This window comes from Pedobacter sp. UC225_61, from assembly GCF_044452285.1.
GTDB lineage: Bacteria > Bacteroidota > Bacteroidia > Sphingobacteriales > Sphingobacteriaceae > Pedobacter.
Window position 1 is genome coordinate 1377832 of sequence record NZ_JBIOAL010000001.1, and the last position, 17401, is coordinate 1395232.

Here is a 17401-nt window from a genome sequence, read left to right on the forward strand (position 1 = left end):
ATGATTTATAGAGTTTATTGGTCAATTATAACATTACTTTATTCTCCTTTTTTCGGCAAAATCAAATTTCCGTCATACATAGGAAAACCCTTATTACTTAGGGGTATTAATAAAATATTTTTAGGAAAAAACGTAAGAATATTTCCTCAAGTGAGAATGGAGGTCCATGGTGAAAATTCAAGAATTCAAATTGAGGATGATGTTGCCATAGCTCAAAATGTACATATCACTTCTGCATCTAATCTTATTATTGGTAGAGCCACAACTATATTGGCTAATGTGTTTATAACTAATATAGATCACGATTATCAAGAGATAGGTAAGCATATTTTAAAACAGAAATATTTAATTAAAGAAACGAGCATCGGAGAAAACTGCTACATAGGGGCAGGAGCATGTATTCAAGCTGGTACGATATTAGGTAAGCAGTGCATTGTTGGAGCTAATGCTGTTGTAAGGGGCAGATTTCCGGATTATTGTGTTATAGTCGGTATTCCAGCTAAAATTATTAAAAGATATAATCCTATTACTCAAGTTTGGGAAAAAACGACTCCAGATGGGGCGTTTAAAAATTAAAATATAAATAATGAAGAATATATTAATAACCGGTGGCGCAGGTTTTATTGGAAGCAATTTAGCATTAAAATTGATTGAAAAGGGTTATAGAATAACTGTATTAGATTCACTATCTACCCAAATTCATGGCGATAATGCTGAAGAAACTTCACCATTATATAAGAGCATAAAGAATAAAGTTACCTTTATTAAAGGTACAGTTACCTCAAAGCATGATTGGGAAAAAGCTATCAATGGACAAGATGTTATTGTACACTATGCCGCTGAAACAGGTACTGGACAATCCATGTATGAAATTCAGAAATATGTAGATGTAAATATCAATGGTACAGCTATTTTGCTAGATTTATTGGCAAATCAGCCTCATCAAGTGAAAAAAGTTGTTATCGCTTCTTCTCGCTCTATTTATGGGGAAGGTAAATATAAAAGTGCCGAGAAAGGCATAGTTTATCCTAAACACAGAGTATCTGAACTGATGGATAAAGGAGATTTTGAGGTTAAATACCCAGGTTGTGAAACTGTATTAGAACTGATGGCTACGGATGAAGAATCTAAAATACATCCATCGTCAGTATATGGCATTACGAAACAAAATCAAGAGCAAATGATTATGACTGTTTGTCCGACACTAGGTATTGCACCCGTAGCATTTCGTTACCAAAATGTTTATGGGCCAGGGCAGTCTTTAAAAAATCCGTATACAGGCATCCTATCCATATTTTCGACCCAGATTAAAAACGGAAATGGAATCAATATATTTGAAGATGGGAAAGAAACACGTGATTTTGTTTACATAGATGATGTTGTAGATGCCACCATTTTAGGTATAGAGAACGATAAAGCAAATGGAGAAGTCTTTAATGTAGGCACAGGTGTGGCTACTGATGTAATGAAAGTTGCAAAAACGCTGATCAAAAATTATGGTGTTGAAGTGCCCATTAAAATTAGCGGAAATTATAGGTTAGGAGATATCCGTCATAATTATGCTGATTTGACGAAAATAAAAAGCAAGTTGGGGTTTCAACCTAAATTTAGCTTCGAGCAAGGAATTAATGAATTTACTAAATGGGTAAATGATCAGGAAATTGAAACAGATAATTATGCTAAATCAATTGATGAAATGAAGGCTAGAGGCCTATATAAATAAATATGGCATCATTAGATAAGAAGAATATTTTATTTTTATCACCAAGTTTTTTTTCATACGAAGTAGAAATTCAGGATGCACTAAAACACATGGGAGCTCATGTGACTTGGTGTGATGAACGTCCATCCAATACGTTTTTAACTAAAGTGCTCATCCGATTGAATAAAAAAGTTGTTAAAAGAAAAATTATCAACTATTATTCAGTCATCCTCAATCAATTAATCAAGGAAAAAAAGGAGTTTGATTATATTTTTATCATAAGTCCAGAAACCTTGACATTGCCAATTTTAACTAACTTTAAAAGTTCTTTTCCTAAGGCAGAAGTTATACTTTATATGTGGGATTCTTTTAAGAATAAAGGAGCATTAGAATTGTTGCCTGAAGTTGATCGTGCGATTACCTTTGATCCAATTGATGCTGAAAAATATGATTTAAAGTTTAGACCTTTATTCTATATTGATAAGTATAAGGCAAAAGAAGCCAAAATTCTTTATGACCTACTTTTTATTGCTACAGCACATAGCGACAGATATATCTTTGTGAAAAACTTGATGCGCAAATTGCCAGATAAGCTCCGATTTAAATCCTATTTTTTTCTTAGTAGTCAAAAACTTTATTGGGCAAAAAAGATAGTTGAAAAGAATTTTAAGAATGTAAAATTAGAAGATATATCGTTTACTTCACTTTCTCATAATGAAACTGCAGAAATGGTTCACCATACTAAGGTTGTACTAGACATTAATCATCCGGAGCAAGTTGGTTTAACAATGAGAACTTTAGAAACATTAGGAGCTCAAAAAAAACTCATTACAACTAATAAAGACATCGTTCGATATGATTTTTATAACCCAACTAATTTTTTAATTCTAGACAGGAATGATCCCAATGTGCCAATTGCTTTTTTTAACACAGCGTTTAAACCCGTTGGTGCCGATATATTAAAAAAATATAGTGTAAATGGTTGGATTGAAGAAATATTTGAAGTGGATTAATTTATATATAATAAACTAGTTAGGAGGCAAATGCATTTTGTTTATTGGTAAAAAAATTACCCTTAAGTGTATTAATTTATTAAAAAATCTTATGTTAGGGTCATATGCTTCATTTTCAATGTGTTTTTAGAATTTGTAAGCAGATCTCAATTATAACGTAATGGGTAATCAACTTATACAAGTAAGTATCATTATAGTTAATTATAACAGTACTCAGTTATTAATCCAGTGTTTAGAATCAATAACTAAACATACAACCTGTTGTTATGAAATTATTGTAATCGATAATAATTCAACTGTTAATAAACCAATTAACTTAAATGAGGTTTATCCTCACATTCACTTCATTTTTAATTCGGATAATCTTGGTTTTGCTCGTGCTAATAACCAGGGTATTTCTATGGCAAAAGGAGATTATTTTTTTATTTTAAATCCAGATACGTATTTAAAAAGCGATGCAATCGATGCTTTTTTAAGTTTTATGGAGTGTAAAGAAAATGTTAAAGTTGCTTGTTGCGGTGCAAGTCTTTGCCTGCCAGATGGAAAACTACAAGTAGCTTATGGTAATTTCCCTACGTTAAAAGAAGCATTTTCTTCTTTGGGTTTCTATCGTCTATATCCATCTTATTATTACAAACGCCTGCATTCTGCACTAAAAGCTAGCACGAAAAAAACAATAACAGTAGATTATATAGCTGGAGCAGACTTGTTTTTAAGAAGAGCCGCTTTGATGGAAACTGGATTATTTGACGAAGATTTTTTTCTTTATTTCGAAGAAACAGAACTATGTTTTCGTTTTAAGAAACACGAATATAAATGTGTTTTATTACCTTTGGTAGAAATCGTTCATCTCGAAGGTGGAAGTCAGCAATCAAAATCTAATTATTTACTTAAGTATCAGTTTTTTGCAAAAGGTAGGAGTTTATTCTTTCGTAAATGTTATGGCCTTATTTCTTATATGATAATGAAAGTATTATGGACAGCCCATTATTTAATGATATACGCAATTATGAGAAGAAAGTATGCATTACCATTAGCAAAAATTACTTGGAAAATATGAAGAAAGTATTTATCACTTTTGGAGCTACCAGAAGCTATGTTAATTAATTAATAATCCTATATATTATTTATCAATAATGGATGCAGAAACCCTAATGTAAAAGGTGGTATGTGCTAAAATTCTAAAAACTCTTTGCGCTTGAAACAAATTATATTCCTTACTGCTTATCCAACCACAAATACTTTAAAAGACGGAATGGTTCAACGTGTTAAAAATATCGATAATCTTTTTATCCAAACCCCCAGAGTTTTTTTAGATGTTAATATAAGATGCTACTTTAATAAGCAAGTTTGCGAGCCAACCGATAATGTTAAAGAATACAAACTGAATGCTTTGCTTCATTTTTTTGTTATTTGGAAATTGATTAAAGCAGCTGATATTATTTTTCTTCATTCTGTTTACGGTGCTGTTTGTACATTTATACAATTGTGCCTTTTTAAGAAGAAAATTTGCCTAGATTTTCATGGTGTTGTGCCAGAAGAAAACCTAGTTATAAATAATAGATTTTATTTCTATTATTTCAAATTTATAGAATGGGTTTCTGTTCGCCTTGCTACCCATGTGATATATGTCTCCAAGGTTATGGAACAAAATTTTGTGCAAAAGTATCCTTTTATTACTAAAAGGAGAATGATTTATCCAAATTATACTAATATTAAGCAAGATCGTATTCCTATTAAATTTAATAACGCAAACACAGGAAATAAAACGGTGTTTATTTATAGTGGCAATTTGCAAAATTGGCAAAATATAGACGATCTCTTAAAAGTTATTCATCAGTATCAAACTGTTCCCAATTATCATTTTATCATTCTAACTGGTCAAGTAGAACAATTCAAAAAGAAGATTGTAAAACATCATATCCAACTAGATCGAATTGAAATAAATTCTGTTAATTCAGATGAAATAGACGCATATTATGCTAGGGCACACTATGGGTTTATTTTAAGATCAGATCATTTGTTAAATAGGGTGGCTAACCCTACTAAAATGATGGAATATCTTTTATTTGGTATTACACCTATTGTAAAGTCTGTAGCCATTGGCGACTTTAATGATTACCAATATGAGTATATTAATATAAACGAATTCAATGAGTACCTTCTGCCAAAAAAGAGTACAATCAATCAAAACATTGCCCTTAAAATTTTAAATGAAAAAGAAGATTTAGTTGAGTTTGTAATGTTGTAGCCATATATCTCAAACAGTATAACATAGATAAGTTGTTGCAATGTTCCTTTGTTATATATGCTTAGAAAGCATAAACTATTTGTGGCGGAAGGAAGATCTCTGCAATTATTCTATTCTTTTGATTTGCTTGATATCAAATTTCTATATCTTGATTAAATAACTATCTTTGGTATGTTTAGGCATAATAATTGGTGCAACGATAATTAATGAACAAGATCTACATCTACCTCCTATTTTTTGTTTTTTTGTTTTTGATGATGGCGGTTTATTTTAAGATAGCTACCAAATATAATATCATTGATAAACCAAATGCAAGAAGCTCACACACTTTAGTTACTGTAAGGGGCGGAGGCATTATCTTTCCTATCGCAGCATTTCTTCATTATTTTTGCTTCGGGTCAATTCATCCGTGGTTTTTGGGAGGCCTATTGCTCATTAGCATAGTAAGTTTTATTGATGATATCACGGAACTTAATGGAAAGATCAGATTAGTGTTTCAATTTATAGCAATGACCATGTTGCTGATGGATTTTTCATTGTTCGATTTTCCACTCTATATATATTTACCACTACTGATTCTGGGAGTTGCTACTATTAATGCTTGGAATTTTATGGATGGGATAAATGGAATAACTGGCGGGTATAGTTTACTCACATTGGCTACTATCATTTTCCTAAAAGACCAAATTCTTGGTTTTGCCTCAACTGGTTTTACAGTAGCAATTGCACTAGCACTATTAGTGTTTATCTTTTATAATTTTAGAACACAGGCACGTTGTTTTGCAGGCGATGTTGGAAGTGTAAGTATAGCATTCATTATTGTGGCACTAATGATTAAATTAGTAAAAACGACTGAAAACCCAAACTACATTCTATTTATCTTAATATATGGACTTGATTCGGCTACTACAGTGTTTTTCAGAATACTTAGGAAAGAATCTATATTAGAACCGCATCGTAGTCATTTGTATCAATATTTGGCTAATGAAAAAGGAATGCCACATAATACCGTCGCAATGATTTATATATTAATACAGTTAGCCATAAATATTTTAGTTATTTCATTGGCTTTCCATTCAACTAATATCTTTATAATAAGTTTAATTGTTGCTGTTGTTGCTTTTGTTGGGGTTAGGTTTGCACTAGAGGGCTCTAACCGATTGCTCGGTCGAACTCCACTTAACCAAAACTAAAAAATATCTATCATAAAGGCATTTGCGAAAAGCTGAAACCAACTTTTGGTTATTAACCAATCTGCAATCAAGTATTTCATAAATGAGATGCTTAAGAAACTGAAATCAGATTTTAAAAGTATAGCTCGAATAAATTGAGAAGAAAAGCAGTTATATTATTAATTCTTAAAGGATGCCGACTTGGCATATCTGTTTCAAGTCTTTATTTTTCTGCTAAATATTTTGGCGTAACCATTGAAAGAGATGTGTGGCTTCTTGCTATAAATGTGTTCCTTATTTTTGATATGGCTATCTGGGGTCCAATCAATGAAACATTTCGGGCTAAATTTATTTTCATAAAAGAAGAGCAGGGCGAAAAAGAAGCACTACACAAAACAAGTTCCTTATTACTCTTTACTAACGTGATTACACTGATTTTAGTTAGTGTAATTTTATGGAAACCAGAACTTATTTCTGCAATTATAGCGCCTACTTATAAAGGTGATCAACTAACATTATTGTTATTTATGATTAGGATTATGGCGCCGAGCTTTCTTTTTAATCAAGTTAATCAGCTTTTGATTAGTGTACTAAATTCCTATCGTTCTATTAATATTCCTGAAATTGCAGGATTTATTTCAGGAATAATCAATCTAATGCTCATTGTTATACTTGCTCCAAAAATTGGTATATTATCATTAGTATACGGTTACTATTTAGCGTTAATTTTTCTACTCATTCTGCTCATTATTCAAATTAGACTTAAGAAGATTAGACTTTTCAGTGATATAAAAGGACTTAAGCTTTCTGATACAAAACCGTTTATCTTATTTTCTTTACCATTTTTCATCCCCTATTTTATTGGTCAAGTAGCCTTAGTTATAGAAAAAACAATTTCTACTCTATTGGGCTCTGGTGTTGTTTCAATGCTTGATTATTCTAGGAAATTTTCAGATATATTAACCAACATCTTATTAAGTATTCTAGTTACGATGTTTGTACCAGTATTATCTTCTCATTTTATGAAAAATAATATAAAAAGCTTTGTGTTTGAATTAAAACAAATTTATCAGTTTGGCTTTTTAATCCTAATTTTTGTAGTTGCTATACTTACTGTATGTTCATATCCTTTAGTTAGTATAATATACCAAAGTGGCAATATTTCAACTGCATCTCTTCATCAAATAAGTAAACTTACAATGTACTATAGTTGGTCTACAGTTGCCATATTTTTTTATTACATTTTTGGCATTGGTTTACTGTCATCAAAAAAAGAGAAATACTATGCGTTATACGGTTCAATTGCACAAATAATCATGATACTATTAAATCTGTTATTCTATAAAAGATTAAATGCCTATATTTTTCCATGCTCATTATTCATATCCCACTTTATTGCAGCCTGTTTAATGTTAACAAAATTGCCTTACGGCAAAAAGGAGCTTGTAAAAATTGCATTAAAATATATTTCAATTTTATTGAGCGTTATTATACTGCTATATTTCATTAATCGTTACTTTATCTTAATGAGTTCTCCATTCATGGTGCTGTTTACCAATATATGTGTGCTTACTGGTATTTTATTGGCCGCGTTGTTTTTATTTAGGCTAGAAGAACGGAAAACATTAATTAACATATATCAAAAGGTTTTTAAAAAGCATAAATGAAAAGATTTTTAACAATCTTTCCTATTGCCATGAATGTTCATCTAATTAAAGATGTGGGTATGATTCCGTATATCATGCATAAGGAATTAGACTACGAATCGACATTGTTGTGCTATAAAAATGATGATTATTCTTATTTAGAAAAGGAAGTAAAGGGACTCAAAATTGTGTATCTCAAAAAGATATTTCATAATCAATTGTTCGATGTATTGCTTTTTCTCCTTTTTAATCTTAGAAAATATGATGTATTACAAGTATACCAATTAAGCCGAGTAAACTTGCTGCTATGTTTTTTTTGCAAAATATATTCTTTTAATAAAAGAAAAACTTACCTCAAGCTTGATGCAGATGATCAGGTGCTATACTATTTACCATCAAAAATTACAAAGTTTCTATTAAAGAAAATTAATGTAGTATCAGTAGAAAATCAGACCTATTTTGATCACCTCAATCTAACTATGCAGCTAGGCAGAAAAATTGATTATGTTCCTAATGGGTTTTATGATGATGGTGTTCAAAAATCACTTAAGTTTAATAAAAAAGAAAATAAGATAGTAACAGTTGGCCGTATTGGTACAAAACAAAAGGCAACAGAAATACTTTGTAAAGCTTTTAAAAAGTTTTCAGTTCATAATCAGGATTGGAAGTTGGAAATTATCGGACCCATTGAAAATGAATTTAAACCCTTTATTGCCAATTATTTTAAGCAAAACCCTAATTTAAGAGAGAGGGTTACATTTACTGGGCCAATTAATAATAGAGAATTGCTTGAAGATTATTATGCTACATCAAAGGTTTTTGCGCTTACCTCACGTTATGAAGGATTTCCATTAGTTTTAACAGAAGCCGCAAAATTCGGGTGTTTTATTGTTTCAACAGATTTGCCTGCGGTAAAAGATTTAATTGATAATAATCATTACGGTAAGGTTTTTCCAATAGATGATGATAACTATTTAGCTGACCTTTTTAAAGAGATCAGCAATGATTCCTATCAATTAGAAAAATTATCTTCAGAATTTCAATCCTTTGCTTACACGTACTTTTATTGGCCGGAAATCTGTAAAACTATCGATAAATTATTATGGAGTAAATGATATTATGGCCATTACTATCTCTAATTATATGAATAACATTACCACAACTCCTACTCGAACTTATATAGAATCTTTAATAAGTTACAAACATCGGGGCTTACATTTATGACATGCAATACAGGATAATTATTCTTTATTTTGCCAGATGTACAAATTATACCACATTTCTCTGTATTTTTTGCGAAAATTAACCAAGCAAACTTAATCTAGAACTAAAGCATAAAAGTGAAGAAAATACTAATCGTTTTTGGTACCAGACCTGAGGCCATCAAAATGGCTCCTTTAATTAACGAATTCAAGCTTCATAAAGATAAGTACGAGGTTAAAATTTGTGTTACAGGTCAACACCGAGAGTTACTAGACCAAGTCTTGGATTTTTTTGAGATTGTACCCGACTATGATCTGAAATTAATGAAAAGCAAACAGGATTTAAGTCAATTAACTGCAGCAGTAATTGAAGGGATGAAAGTTATATTTGATGCCTTTCATGCTGATTTTTTGTTTGTGCATGGTGACACCACAACGTCTACATTTGCTGCATTGGCAGGCTATTATGCTGGTGTAAAGATATGCCATGTTGAAGCAGGTTTGCGCACGTATAACTTAGATTTCCCTTTTCCAGAAGAAGGTAATCGTCAATTGACTTCCAGATTAGCTTATTTACACTTTACACCCACTGTTGTAGCTTCTTCTAATTTGTTAAAAGAAGGAATAGAACCAAAATACATCAGCTTAACTGGAAATACCATTATAGATGCATTGCTATTTGCCAGTAAGAAGATAAAAAAGAATAAGTACCCCCAAATAGAAGCATTAAAGAGTACCATTAATAGTGAAAAACCTTTAATATTAGTAACCTGTCATAGAAGGGAGAACTTTGGACAGAACTTTGAAAACATCTGTAGTGCCTTGAAACATATTGCAGAAACCAATGATGTTCAACTCATTTATCCAGTACATTTGAACCCAAGTATTCATGATGTAGCCTACCAAGTGATTGGAGATGTCAAAAATATTACTCTAATCGAGCCTTTAGATTATCCCACTTTTGTATGGTTAATGAAAACAGTCAATTTTATAATAACAGATAGCGGAGGTATACAAGAAGAAGGAGCTGCTTTAGGAAAATCAATTATATTGATGCGTGACTGCACTGAACGACCAGAATTAGTTGCTTCTGGGTTGGTAAAGCTTGTTGGTTCGAATCCAAAAAGAATTATTGATGAGGCTACTACACTTTTGAAAAACCAGAATAGCTTACAATCTGATGCCATTCAATCAAGCCCATATGGGAAGGGAGATTCTGCAAAACAGATACTAACGGTATTGAATGAACATATGCTTTAACTGCTATATAAAGATCCTACGTATTAGCATTACAAAACTATTGTTTTCTAACTCCTATTTGACTAGGATTACTATTCTTTTAGCATAATGCACTTAATAAAATGCATAAATAACCGTTAGTTGGTAGACACAAATGGTTTAATGGATTCTATCGCTTATATTTAAAAAATAAAATATAGTAATTATAAATAGTATTGAGACTAAAGAAAACAGCTGATTATGAAGAACAAAAAAATCTTAATAGTAGTATGGTTATTATCAATTTTCGCTTTACCAACCATTGCTCAGACCTTACCCGTAGGCCAACTACAAAATATTGAGGATGCCTACCGCAGGCAACAGCTCTTGGGAAATGATACCTCAAAGAGTTCATTTATGATACGTCCTATGTTTATGAGCAATGTAAATCAATTTGATCTTTCGGAGGATGAGGGAGCATTTTCAACGCATGATTTTCGTAAACTAATATATGGTTCATCAACTGGGGGTGCAGCTTTGTATGCCTTACCGGTTGTTTGGCAACAGCAGTACAACACACATCACCCATATGGTTGGAATGATGGAGCAATGGTGCCTGCAAAAGGTTACCAAACATTAGTTAGTGCAGGCTTTTATGCAAAATTGGGGCCTTTAAGTATTCAATTGAAGCCAGAGTTTGTTTTTGCCCAAAACAAGGATTTTGTAGAAATTTCAGAACCTGCCCCTTTTAAACCAAATGTAATAGGATCGATGTATAATAATATCGATTTGCCAGAAAAATTTGGCAACGGCACGTATAGTAAATTTAACTGGGGGCAAAGTAGTATCCGACTGAATGTAGGTCCAATGTCATTAGGTTTATCTAATGAGAATTTATGGTGGGGTCCAGGCGTTCGGAATTCTTTATTGATGAGTAATAATGCTAGCGGATTCAAGCACTTGACATTAAATACTACTAGACCAGTAAACACGCCGATAGGGTCTTTTGAGGTACAACTCATATCTGGTAAGTTAGAAAAATCGGGTTACCCAGGTTCTCAGTACATTACCTCTAAAGCCAAACCAGATGATTGGCGCTACCTTTCTGGCTTAGCATTCGTGTTTAATCCTAAATGGGTGCCTGGTTTATACCTTGGTTTCGATCGTTCTTATGCCCTATATAGTAAGGATCTTGGGACTGGGTTTTTTGATTATTTTCCAGTGTTCTCTGCATTAGAGAAAGTCGCCTATGATGATCCAAATAATCCAAATTACGATTTTGAAGATGCGAAGAATAGAGATCAATATTTTTCATTATTTGCTAGATGGGTTATGCCAGAGTCTCATGCAGAAGTATATGCTCAATACGGTAAAACAGATCACAATAAAAATTTAAGAGATATTTTGTTAGAGCCTGAATCTTCTAGAGCCTATATTTTAGGTTTTAGGAAATTAGTACCCTTAGCAAAGAGTGATGAATATATCCAAGTGGGTTTAGAAGTAACTCAAATGGAAAAGAGTGCAACTAAAGAAATTAGGACAGGAGGTATTTGGTATACACATAGCCAAGTTTTAGATGGGTATACCAATAGAGGGCAAGTTTTAGGTGCAGGCATAGGCCCTGGAAGTAATTTACAATCGTTAGATATCAATTGGGTAAAAGGCTTAAAAAAGATTGGTCTACAATTGGAACGTTTGGTCAATAACAACGATTGGCTGTACAGAGCTGCTCCAAGTATTAGAAGACATTGGGTAGATTTATCGGCAACTGGAAAATTTGATTGGACGTATAAGAATTTCATTTTTAATTCTCAGTTAACTTATATTCGGTCGTTAAATTATCAATATGTGGTAAAAGAGTCGGTGCCAGCCGATTTTTGGAATTATGATTTCCAAGATGCAAATAATGTGCAGTTGAGGATTGGGTTAATGTATAGATGGTAGTATCAGGCAGAATAGAATGAAGTTTGAGAAATATATTAAACTGGCAGTACTCAACTCCTGATCGTCTTTGAGAAGTTGATTTTTCATCAACTGCTGCAATCTCATTGCCACAGCTTAGCTCTTGGGTCAAAGGCCAATGTATAGATTACGAGTTTAGTAAGCTTTGGTTTTTCAACAATCCACTCTCTATTAAGCGTGTGAAATGTTTACTTAATGGTACTCGCTTTAATACTTCTAAATGTTTAACATGATGAATGTCGGTACCGATAAAATCAATCATGTCTTTTTCAATTAATTTTTCGGCCACTACTTTAATGTGTTTTCCATAATGCTCAGTTAAAGAAAGTGCATTCACTTGCAATTCGACACCCATTTCTTTAAGACGATTGTAATAATTAAAGTTATTATGGAAAAATAGATATCGTTCTGGGTGAGCTAGTATAACTTCATAACCTTTTATCCCCAAATCAAAAATTACTTCTTCTAAATCATGAGGTTTGGAGATTTGGCTAAATTCTACTAACAATTTATTCCCTACTAATGGAAGTAAACCATTAGCATTTAGTTGGTTCTGAAATTGTTCATCTAAATAGTATTCAGATGATAAATTCATTGTTATTCCATCAGGAACCTTACCCTCTAATAATTTAAAAGCCTCTTTTAGAATAACAGATGTGTTTGGATGTATATCTTGTAAGGTATGTGGAGTGGAAATTAGATGATGAAAACCTAATTCTTTTAAACCAGAAATTAAGTCTATACTATCTTGAACATCTTTTGCTCCGTCATCTACGCCAGGTATGAGATGAGAATGCATATCTACACCAACAGAGCCAAAATCAAAACGAGCTGTAGCAGAGCGATTAAAAAAAAACATTTGTTAGTAAAGTTATTTGTTGCTAAGCTAATAAAAATACTTATTCATTAAAAATTATTCTTCTTGTTGAGGTAAGTATTCTTACCGCTCTTTAATGCTGAAATTCTTTTAGTTAACAGTAATTTTAACTTTTCATATAACCAATTTCAGCATACTCAAAAAATAAAGCTTCCAATATAATTGCTCATCGAAATTTGTGCTCTGTCATCTGCTATAAATGAAGTCCAAATGTGAAATTCATTTCCTTTTTCCTGTAAGGGGATTTCTAATGTCTCTTTCACTTCATTTCTTCGGGCACCACTTAATTTGTAATAACATCGTTGATGTTCCATGGTATACGCCATTACCATTACTTGGTCAGTTTCCCTAATCCAATTGTTTCCAGCATTGTTGGCCCAACTGAAATGGAAGCCCGTATCATCAATTGCAATAGTGGCATTTTCTACACCAATTAGGTTTCCATAGGTTAGATGAATTTTAGCGCAATCAATTTCTCCATTTGCATCTTGTGCGTTGAGCATGTTGTAAGATTTGGCTACATTATGCGCACTCATTTGCCTCAATTTAGATTCGAGATTGAACCCCACCCTAATAAAGGCAATTACTGGACTAAGAAAATGCTGCATTTTGGTAAAGCCTGATCTACATGCCTTCTGATTGGTGCTTCCTTTTTTGTTTTTTGGACTGAATTTAGGTAAACCTCTCATTACCCATTTGCCATTTAGCTGATAGCCTACTGCGCTACCTACTTTTCCGTTGAAACCCCCGTTGATTCCGTTGTTGAATGTTGCCATATTTTTTTTTAAACATAAACGGGATGATTAGTACTAAGATACTAAAACAATTGTAAATAATAGTGATGGGAGTAATTAAATTCGCACTTCAGTCGCACTTTGTTCGGATTCAATTGTCACAAGTCCGACCAAACCCCGACCAAACCCCGACCAAAGTGCGTTTTAACAGCTACATAGCAAACTTATTTTTATAATGCATTCTTATCCTAAAAAAGAGAATAGCTGATCGATTTAATGCGGACACTAGAAAAAAATAAACTTTTAAAGCAATCAGATTTCCTTAAAAGAAAAAAATATATGCAAGTTTAATTATTACAATAAATTCATACTAATGGAGTAAGGCATAAATTGTATATTTGAAGAATTAAATAGGATCATTTGCCAATGAAAAGAATATTTTATCTACTCTTAGCCATCGCTGTATTTAGCTCATGTAGTTCTACTAAACAGTTGCGCTATTTTAATGACCTCCCTGATAGTAGTGTAGTAGATTTGCCGCCAATGGCGCAAGAAGAAAGATATATTCAAGATGGCGATCGATTGATTATTACGATTGGAGCGCAGGATCCTGTTGCTGCAGGCATGTTCAATTCGTATGGTGGAGTTTCAAATGCAGGGGGTAGTACTGGAGTAGCTAGGGAAAGTGAAGTATCTGGTTTATTAGTAGAATCAGATGGAACAATTGAATTTCCATACTTAGGCAAGGTACTTGCTAGAGGTTTAACCGCAGCTCAATATAAAGAGAAATTAACCAATTTATTAGCTAAATACTTAAAAGAACCTTTGGTGAGTGTTCGGTTTTTTCAAATAAAATTTACTGTTTTAGGTGAGGTAAGAGCGCCAGGAACCTATACTTTGCCCTTACAGCGCACTACCTTTTTAGATGCATTAGGTGCTGCAGGAGATTTACCAATTTCCGCTAAGCGATATGATATTCAAATATATCGAGACTATAATGGTAAAAGAACAATTTTTAAAGTAGATTTAAGAAGTAAGGAAATTTTGTACAATGCCAACCTTTTTCAAATTAAACATAATGACGTAATCTACGTTCAGCCTCGAGATAGTAGAAGGTTTAGTGAGGAAGCGCGATTCTATGCTTCTTTAGTTACTGTAGCCGTAGGGATTATTGCTATTTTTTCTAAATTTTAATTTAACAAACACCTTTGAATGGAAGACTTTTTTGAGGAAGACAAAAAACAAATTGCTAGTAATTCATTTGACCTTAAACAATATTTATTTAAGCTCATCAATAATTATCTTTGGATAATTCTGAGTTTAACAATAGCATTAATAGGTGCCAAAATATATTTAAGATATACGGTTCCTCAATATCAATTGTCTAGCTATATCTTGATTGGTGGGGGAGATTTAGAGAGTGGTACAAATTCGATTTTAACAAATGCAGGCTTAGCTAACGCAGCAGCAGATAATAACATATCGGCACTCAATAATGAGATATTCATCTTAAAATCACATACACTGATTGGTCAGGTGGTAGACTCTTTAAAATTAAATCAGGTATTTACTTCTTTAGGCAATATTAGAAAGCAACCCGTTTTCCAGCATAATTTGCCGATAATTATGACTGCGAAGAGAAAGTTTAAAGATATAGCTAGTTCAAATTATCAATTGATTGTAAATCCATCTTCCTTTACAATTAAAGATGCCTCAAAAACCTATTCTGGTAACTATGGTGAACCCATAATTGTACGTCAGGACACGATAATTATTAAAAGAAATCCAAATATCCCGCTGGTAAGAGAGCGTGAGTTTGGTTTTCAATTTTTGGGTAGATTAGGCGCTGTAAAAAAGTACATTTCTCGATTAAACGTTGCTCAAGCAAAAAACGGGGGAATTGGTTTGCTTCAACTTTCTGTAGTTGATGAAGTACCTGAAAGAGCAGAGGCATTTATTAATGTGTTAATTAATAAATATAATATAACTTCCCAAAACTTCAAAAACCAAGCTATTCATAGTGCGATAGATTTTTTAGGCAAAAGATTAACGACAGTAAGCGCTGAGTTGGAAGAGGAAGAGAATAAGGTTAGAGATTTTAAAGCCAACAATAAAATTTACGATGTATCAGCCTCTGCTACAGAATTACTGGGGAATCTCCAATCCATCGATGCAAAGAAAACAGAAAATAGCTATCAACAGCAATTGCTGGAACTAGTAGAGCAAACGATTAAAAAATATTCAGGTAAAGAAGAAATTATTGCTACGGCTAGTGGCTTAGAAGACCCAGTTTTGACTTCTCAAATTGTAAAATACAATGAAATGGTGATGCAAAAGCAGGCTGTTTTAAGTACTGGTACAGAAGCAGATGTAAGGTTGGATGGTATTAACACGCAATTAACAGAATTGAGAAAAAATATTCTGGCAAACATTGGGAATATTAAGCAACAATTTAAAAAGACAGATAATTATTATTCTGGACAAGAGAACAGGTTTTCTGGCAAATTCGAAGCCTTGCCAGAAAAAGAAAAGCAATTTATAGAACTGACAAGAAGGCAAAATATTAAACAAACCTTATATTTATTCTTACTTCAAAAAAGAGAAGAAACAGAAATACAATTAGTTTCTTCAGGTGTAGTCAAATCAAGAACAGTTGATGATGTACTAAACGAAGGCATTGTTTCTCCATCTACTAAAATAATTTATTCTTTAGCAGGTTTAGTAGGGTTATTATTACCCGCTTTAATTATCCTTGCTCGTCTTTTCTTTAATCAAACTATTCAAACTAAAAAAGAAGTAGAAAACGGAACTAATGTGCCTATTCTTGGCGAATTAAGTTTTAGTCCTTCAGAAGATCCAATTGCAATTACAACGCTAAATAGATCGGCAATTGCCGAACAGATTAGGGCTATTCGAACGAACTTGTCTTATATTGGAGGGAGTAAAGATCATAAGGTGCTCATTGTAACTTCATCTATGAGTGGTGAAGGGAAGAGTTTTGTGAGTTTGAATTTGGCCAATAGTATCGCTATCGGGAATAAGAAAGTGGCCATTTTAGAATTAGATCTTCGGAAACCAATGCTTTCGAAAAAATTAGGTCTGAAGAATAAAAAGGGAATTACCAATTATTTGATTGATGATCAAATGCGTCCTGAAGAAATTATCCAGCCATTGGCTAATTACCCAAATCTAAATATTCTAAGTTCGGGTCCAATTCCACCAAACCCAGGCGAATTGATTATTAATAATAGAATGGCTATGCTGATTAGCTATTTGAGAGAAAATTTTGATTTTGTCATCTTAGATTCTCCGCCCGTTGGTTTAGTTGCCGATGCATTAAGTTTAGGTAAGTTATCTGATTTATCATTATTTGTAATTAGACATAAGTACTCGTATAAATCTTCTTTGAATTTATTAAATGATCTCTATACAGATAAAAAATTACCTAACCTGTCTGTAATTATTAATGGTATTCAATATGAAAAAGGTGGATATGGTGGCACGTATGGCTATGGGTACGGCTATGGGTATGGCTACGGTTATGGTTACTATTCTGATGACAGTAAACATGAAAAAAACCGAGGTATCATAAAAGTTTTTAAAAAATTATTTAAACGTTCCTAA

The 17401-nt window shown here is 32.5% G+C and carries 14 protein-coding genes; 12 read left to right on the top strand and 2 right to left on the bottom strand.

Annotated features, from left to right (window positions below):
• From ACHMWN_RS06670 to ACHMWN_RS06715, 10 genes are all read left to right on the top strand, one after another.
• Positions 1–576, top strand: a complete 576-nt coding sequence (locus ACHMWN_RS06670; RefSeq protein ID WP_397298812.1) for an acyltransferase — start codon at positions 1–3, stop codon at positions 574–576.
• Positions 577–586: 10 nt separating this feature from the next.
• On the top strand, positions 587–1723 hold the full coding sequence (locus ACHMWN_RS06675; RefSeq protein ID WP_397298814.1) for an SDR family NAD(P)-dependent oxidoreductase: 1137 nt from the start codon (positions 587–589) through the stop codon (positions 1721–1723).
• Between the two features lie 2 nt (positions 1724–1725).
• Positions 1726–2715 (top strand): hypothetical protein, encoded by a 990-nt coding sequence (locus ACHMWN_RS06680; RefSeq protein ID WP_397298816.1) that lies wholly within the window; start codon positions 1726–1728, stop codon positions 2713–2715.
• Between the two features lie 160 nt (positions 2716–2875).
• Entirely contained in the window at positions 2876–3775 is a 900-nt protein-coding gene (locus ACHMWN_RS06685; protein ID WP_397298819.1) for a glycosyltransferase family 2 protein, read from the top strand.
• A 138-nt stretch (positions 3776–3913) separates the two neighbouring features.
• Complete coding sequence (locus ACHMWN_RS06690) at positions 3914–4966, top strand: glycosyltransferase (protein WP_397298821.1); 1053 nt, start codon at positions 3914–3916, stop codon at positions 4964–4966.
• 206 nt (positions 4967–5172) lie between these two features.
• Positions 5173–6159, top strand: a complete 987-nt coding sequence (locus tag ACHMWN_RS06695) for a glycosyltransferase family 4 protein (RefSeq protein WP_397298823.1) — start codon at positions 5173–5175, stop codon at positions 6157–6159.
• Positions 6160–6293: 134 nt separating this feature from the next.
• Positions 6294–7805, top strand: coding sequence for a lipid II flippase MurJ (locus ACHMWN_RS06700; RefSeq protein WP_397298825.1), 1512 nt, complete (start codon positions 6294–6296; stop codon positions 7803–7805).
• Positions 7802–8899, top strand: coding sequence for a glycosyltransferase (locus ACHMWN_RS06705; RefSeq protein ID WP_397298827.1), 1098 nt, complete (start codon positions 7802–7804; stop codon positions 8897–8899). Before ACHMWN_RS06700 ends, ACHMWN_RS06705 begins: the two co-directional genes overlap by 4 nt.
• A 225-nt stretch (positions 8900–9124) precedes the next feature.
• Positions 9125–10246 (top strand): non-hydrolyzing UDP-N-acetylglucosamine 2-epimerase, encoded by a 1122-nt coding sequence (wecB, locus tag ACHMWN_RS06710; RefSeq protein WP_397298830.1) that lies wholly within the window; start codon positions 9125–9127, stop codon positions 10244–10246.
• Between the two features lie 219 nt (positions 10247–10465).
• Entirely contained in the window at positions 10466–12148 is a 1683-nt protein-coding gene (locus tag ACHMWN_RS06715) for a capsule assembly Wzi family protein (protein ID WP_397298832.1), read from the top strand.
• 145 nt (positions 12149–12293) lie between these two features.
• Here the strand turns inward: ACHMWN_RS06715 and ACHMWN_RS06720 are convergent, their stop codons facing one another.
• Both ACHMWN_RS06720 and ACHMWN_RS06725 read right to left on the bottom strand, forming a co-directional pair.
• Positions 12294–13025: a tyrosine-protein phosphatase gene (locus ACHMWN_RS06720; RefSeq protein WP_397298834.1), complete on the bottom strand. Its 732-nt coding sequence runs from the start codon at positions 13023–13025 to the stop codon at positions 12294–12296.
• A gap of 155 nt (positions 13026–13180) precedes the next feature.
• Complete coding sequence (locus ACHMWN_RS06725) at positions 13181–13819, bottom strand: DUF6266 family protein (RefSeq protein ID WP_397298837.1); 639 nt, start codon at positions 13817–13819, stop codon at positions 13181–13183.
• 384 nt (positions 13820–14203) lie between these two features.
• Here ACHMWN_RS06725 and ACHMWN_RS06730 point away from each other — a divergent pair, with 384 nt between their 5' ends.
• Both ACHMWN_RS06730 and ACHMWN_RS06735 read left to right on the top strand, forming a co-directional pair.
• The gene (locus ACHMWN_RS06730; protein WP_397298839.1) at positions 14204–14971 is read left to right on the top strand and encodes a polysaccharide biosynthesis/export family protein; all 768 of its coding nucleotides are present in this window, start codon (positions 14204–14206) and stop codon (positions 14969–14971) included.
• Between the two features lie 18 nt (positions 14972–14989).
• Positions 14990–17401 (top strand): GumC family protein, encoded by a 2412-nt coding sequence (locus ACHMWN_RS06735; RefSeq protein WP_397298842.1) that lies wholly within the window; start codon positions 14990–14992, stop codon positions 17399–17401.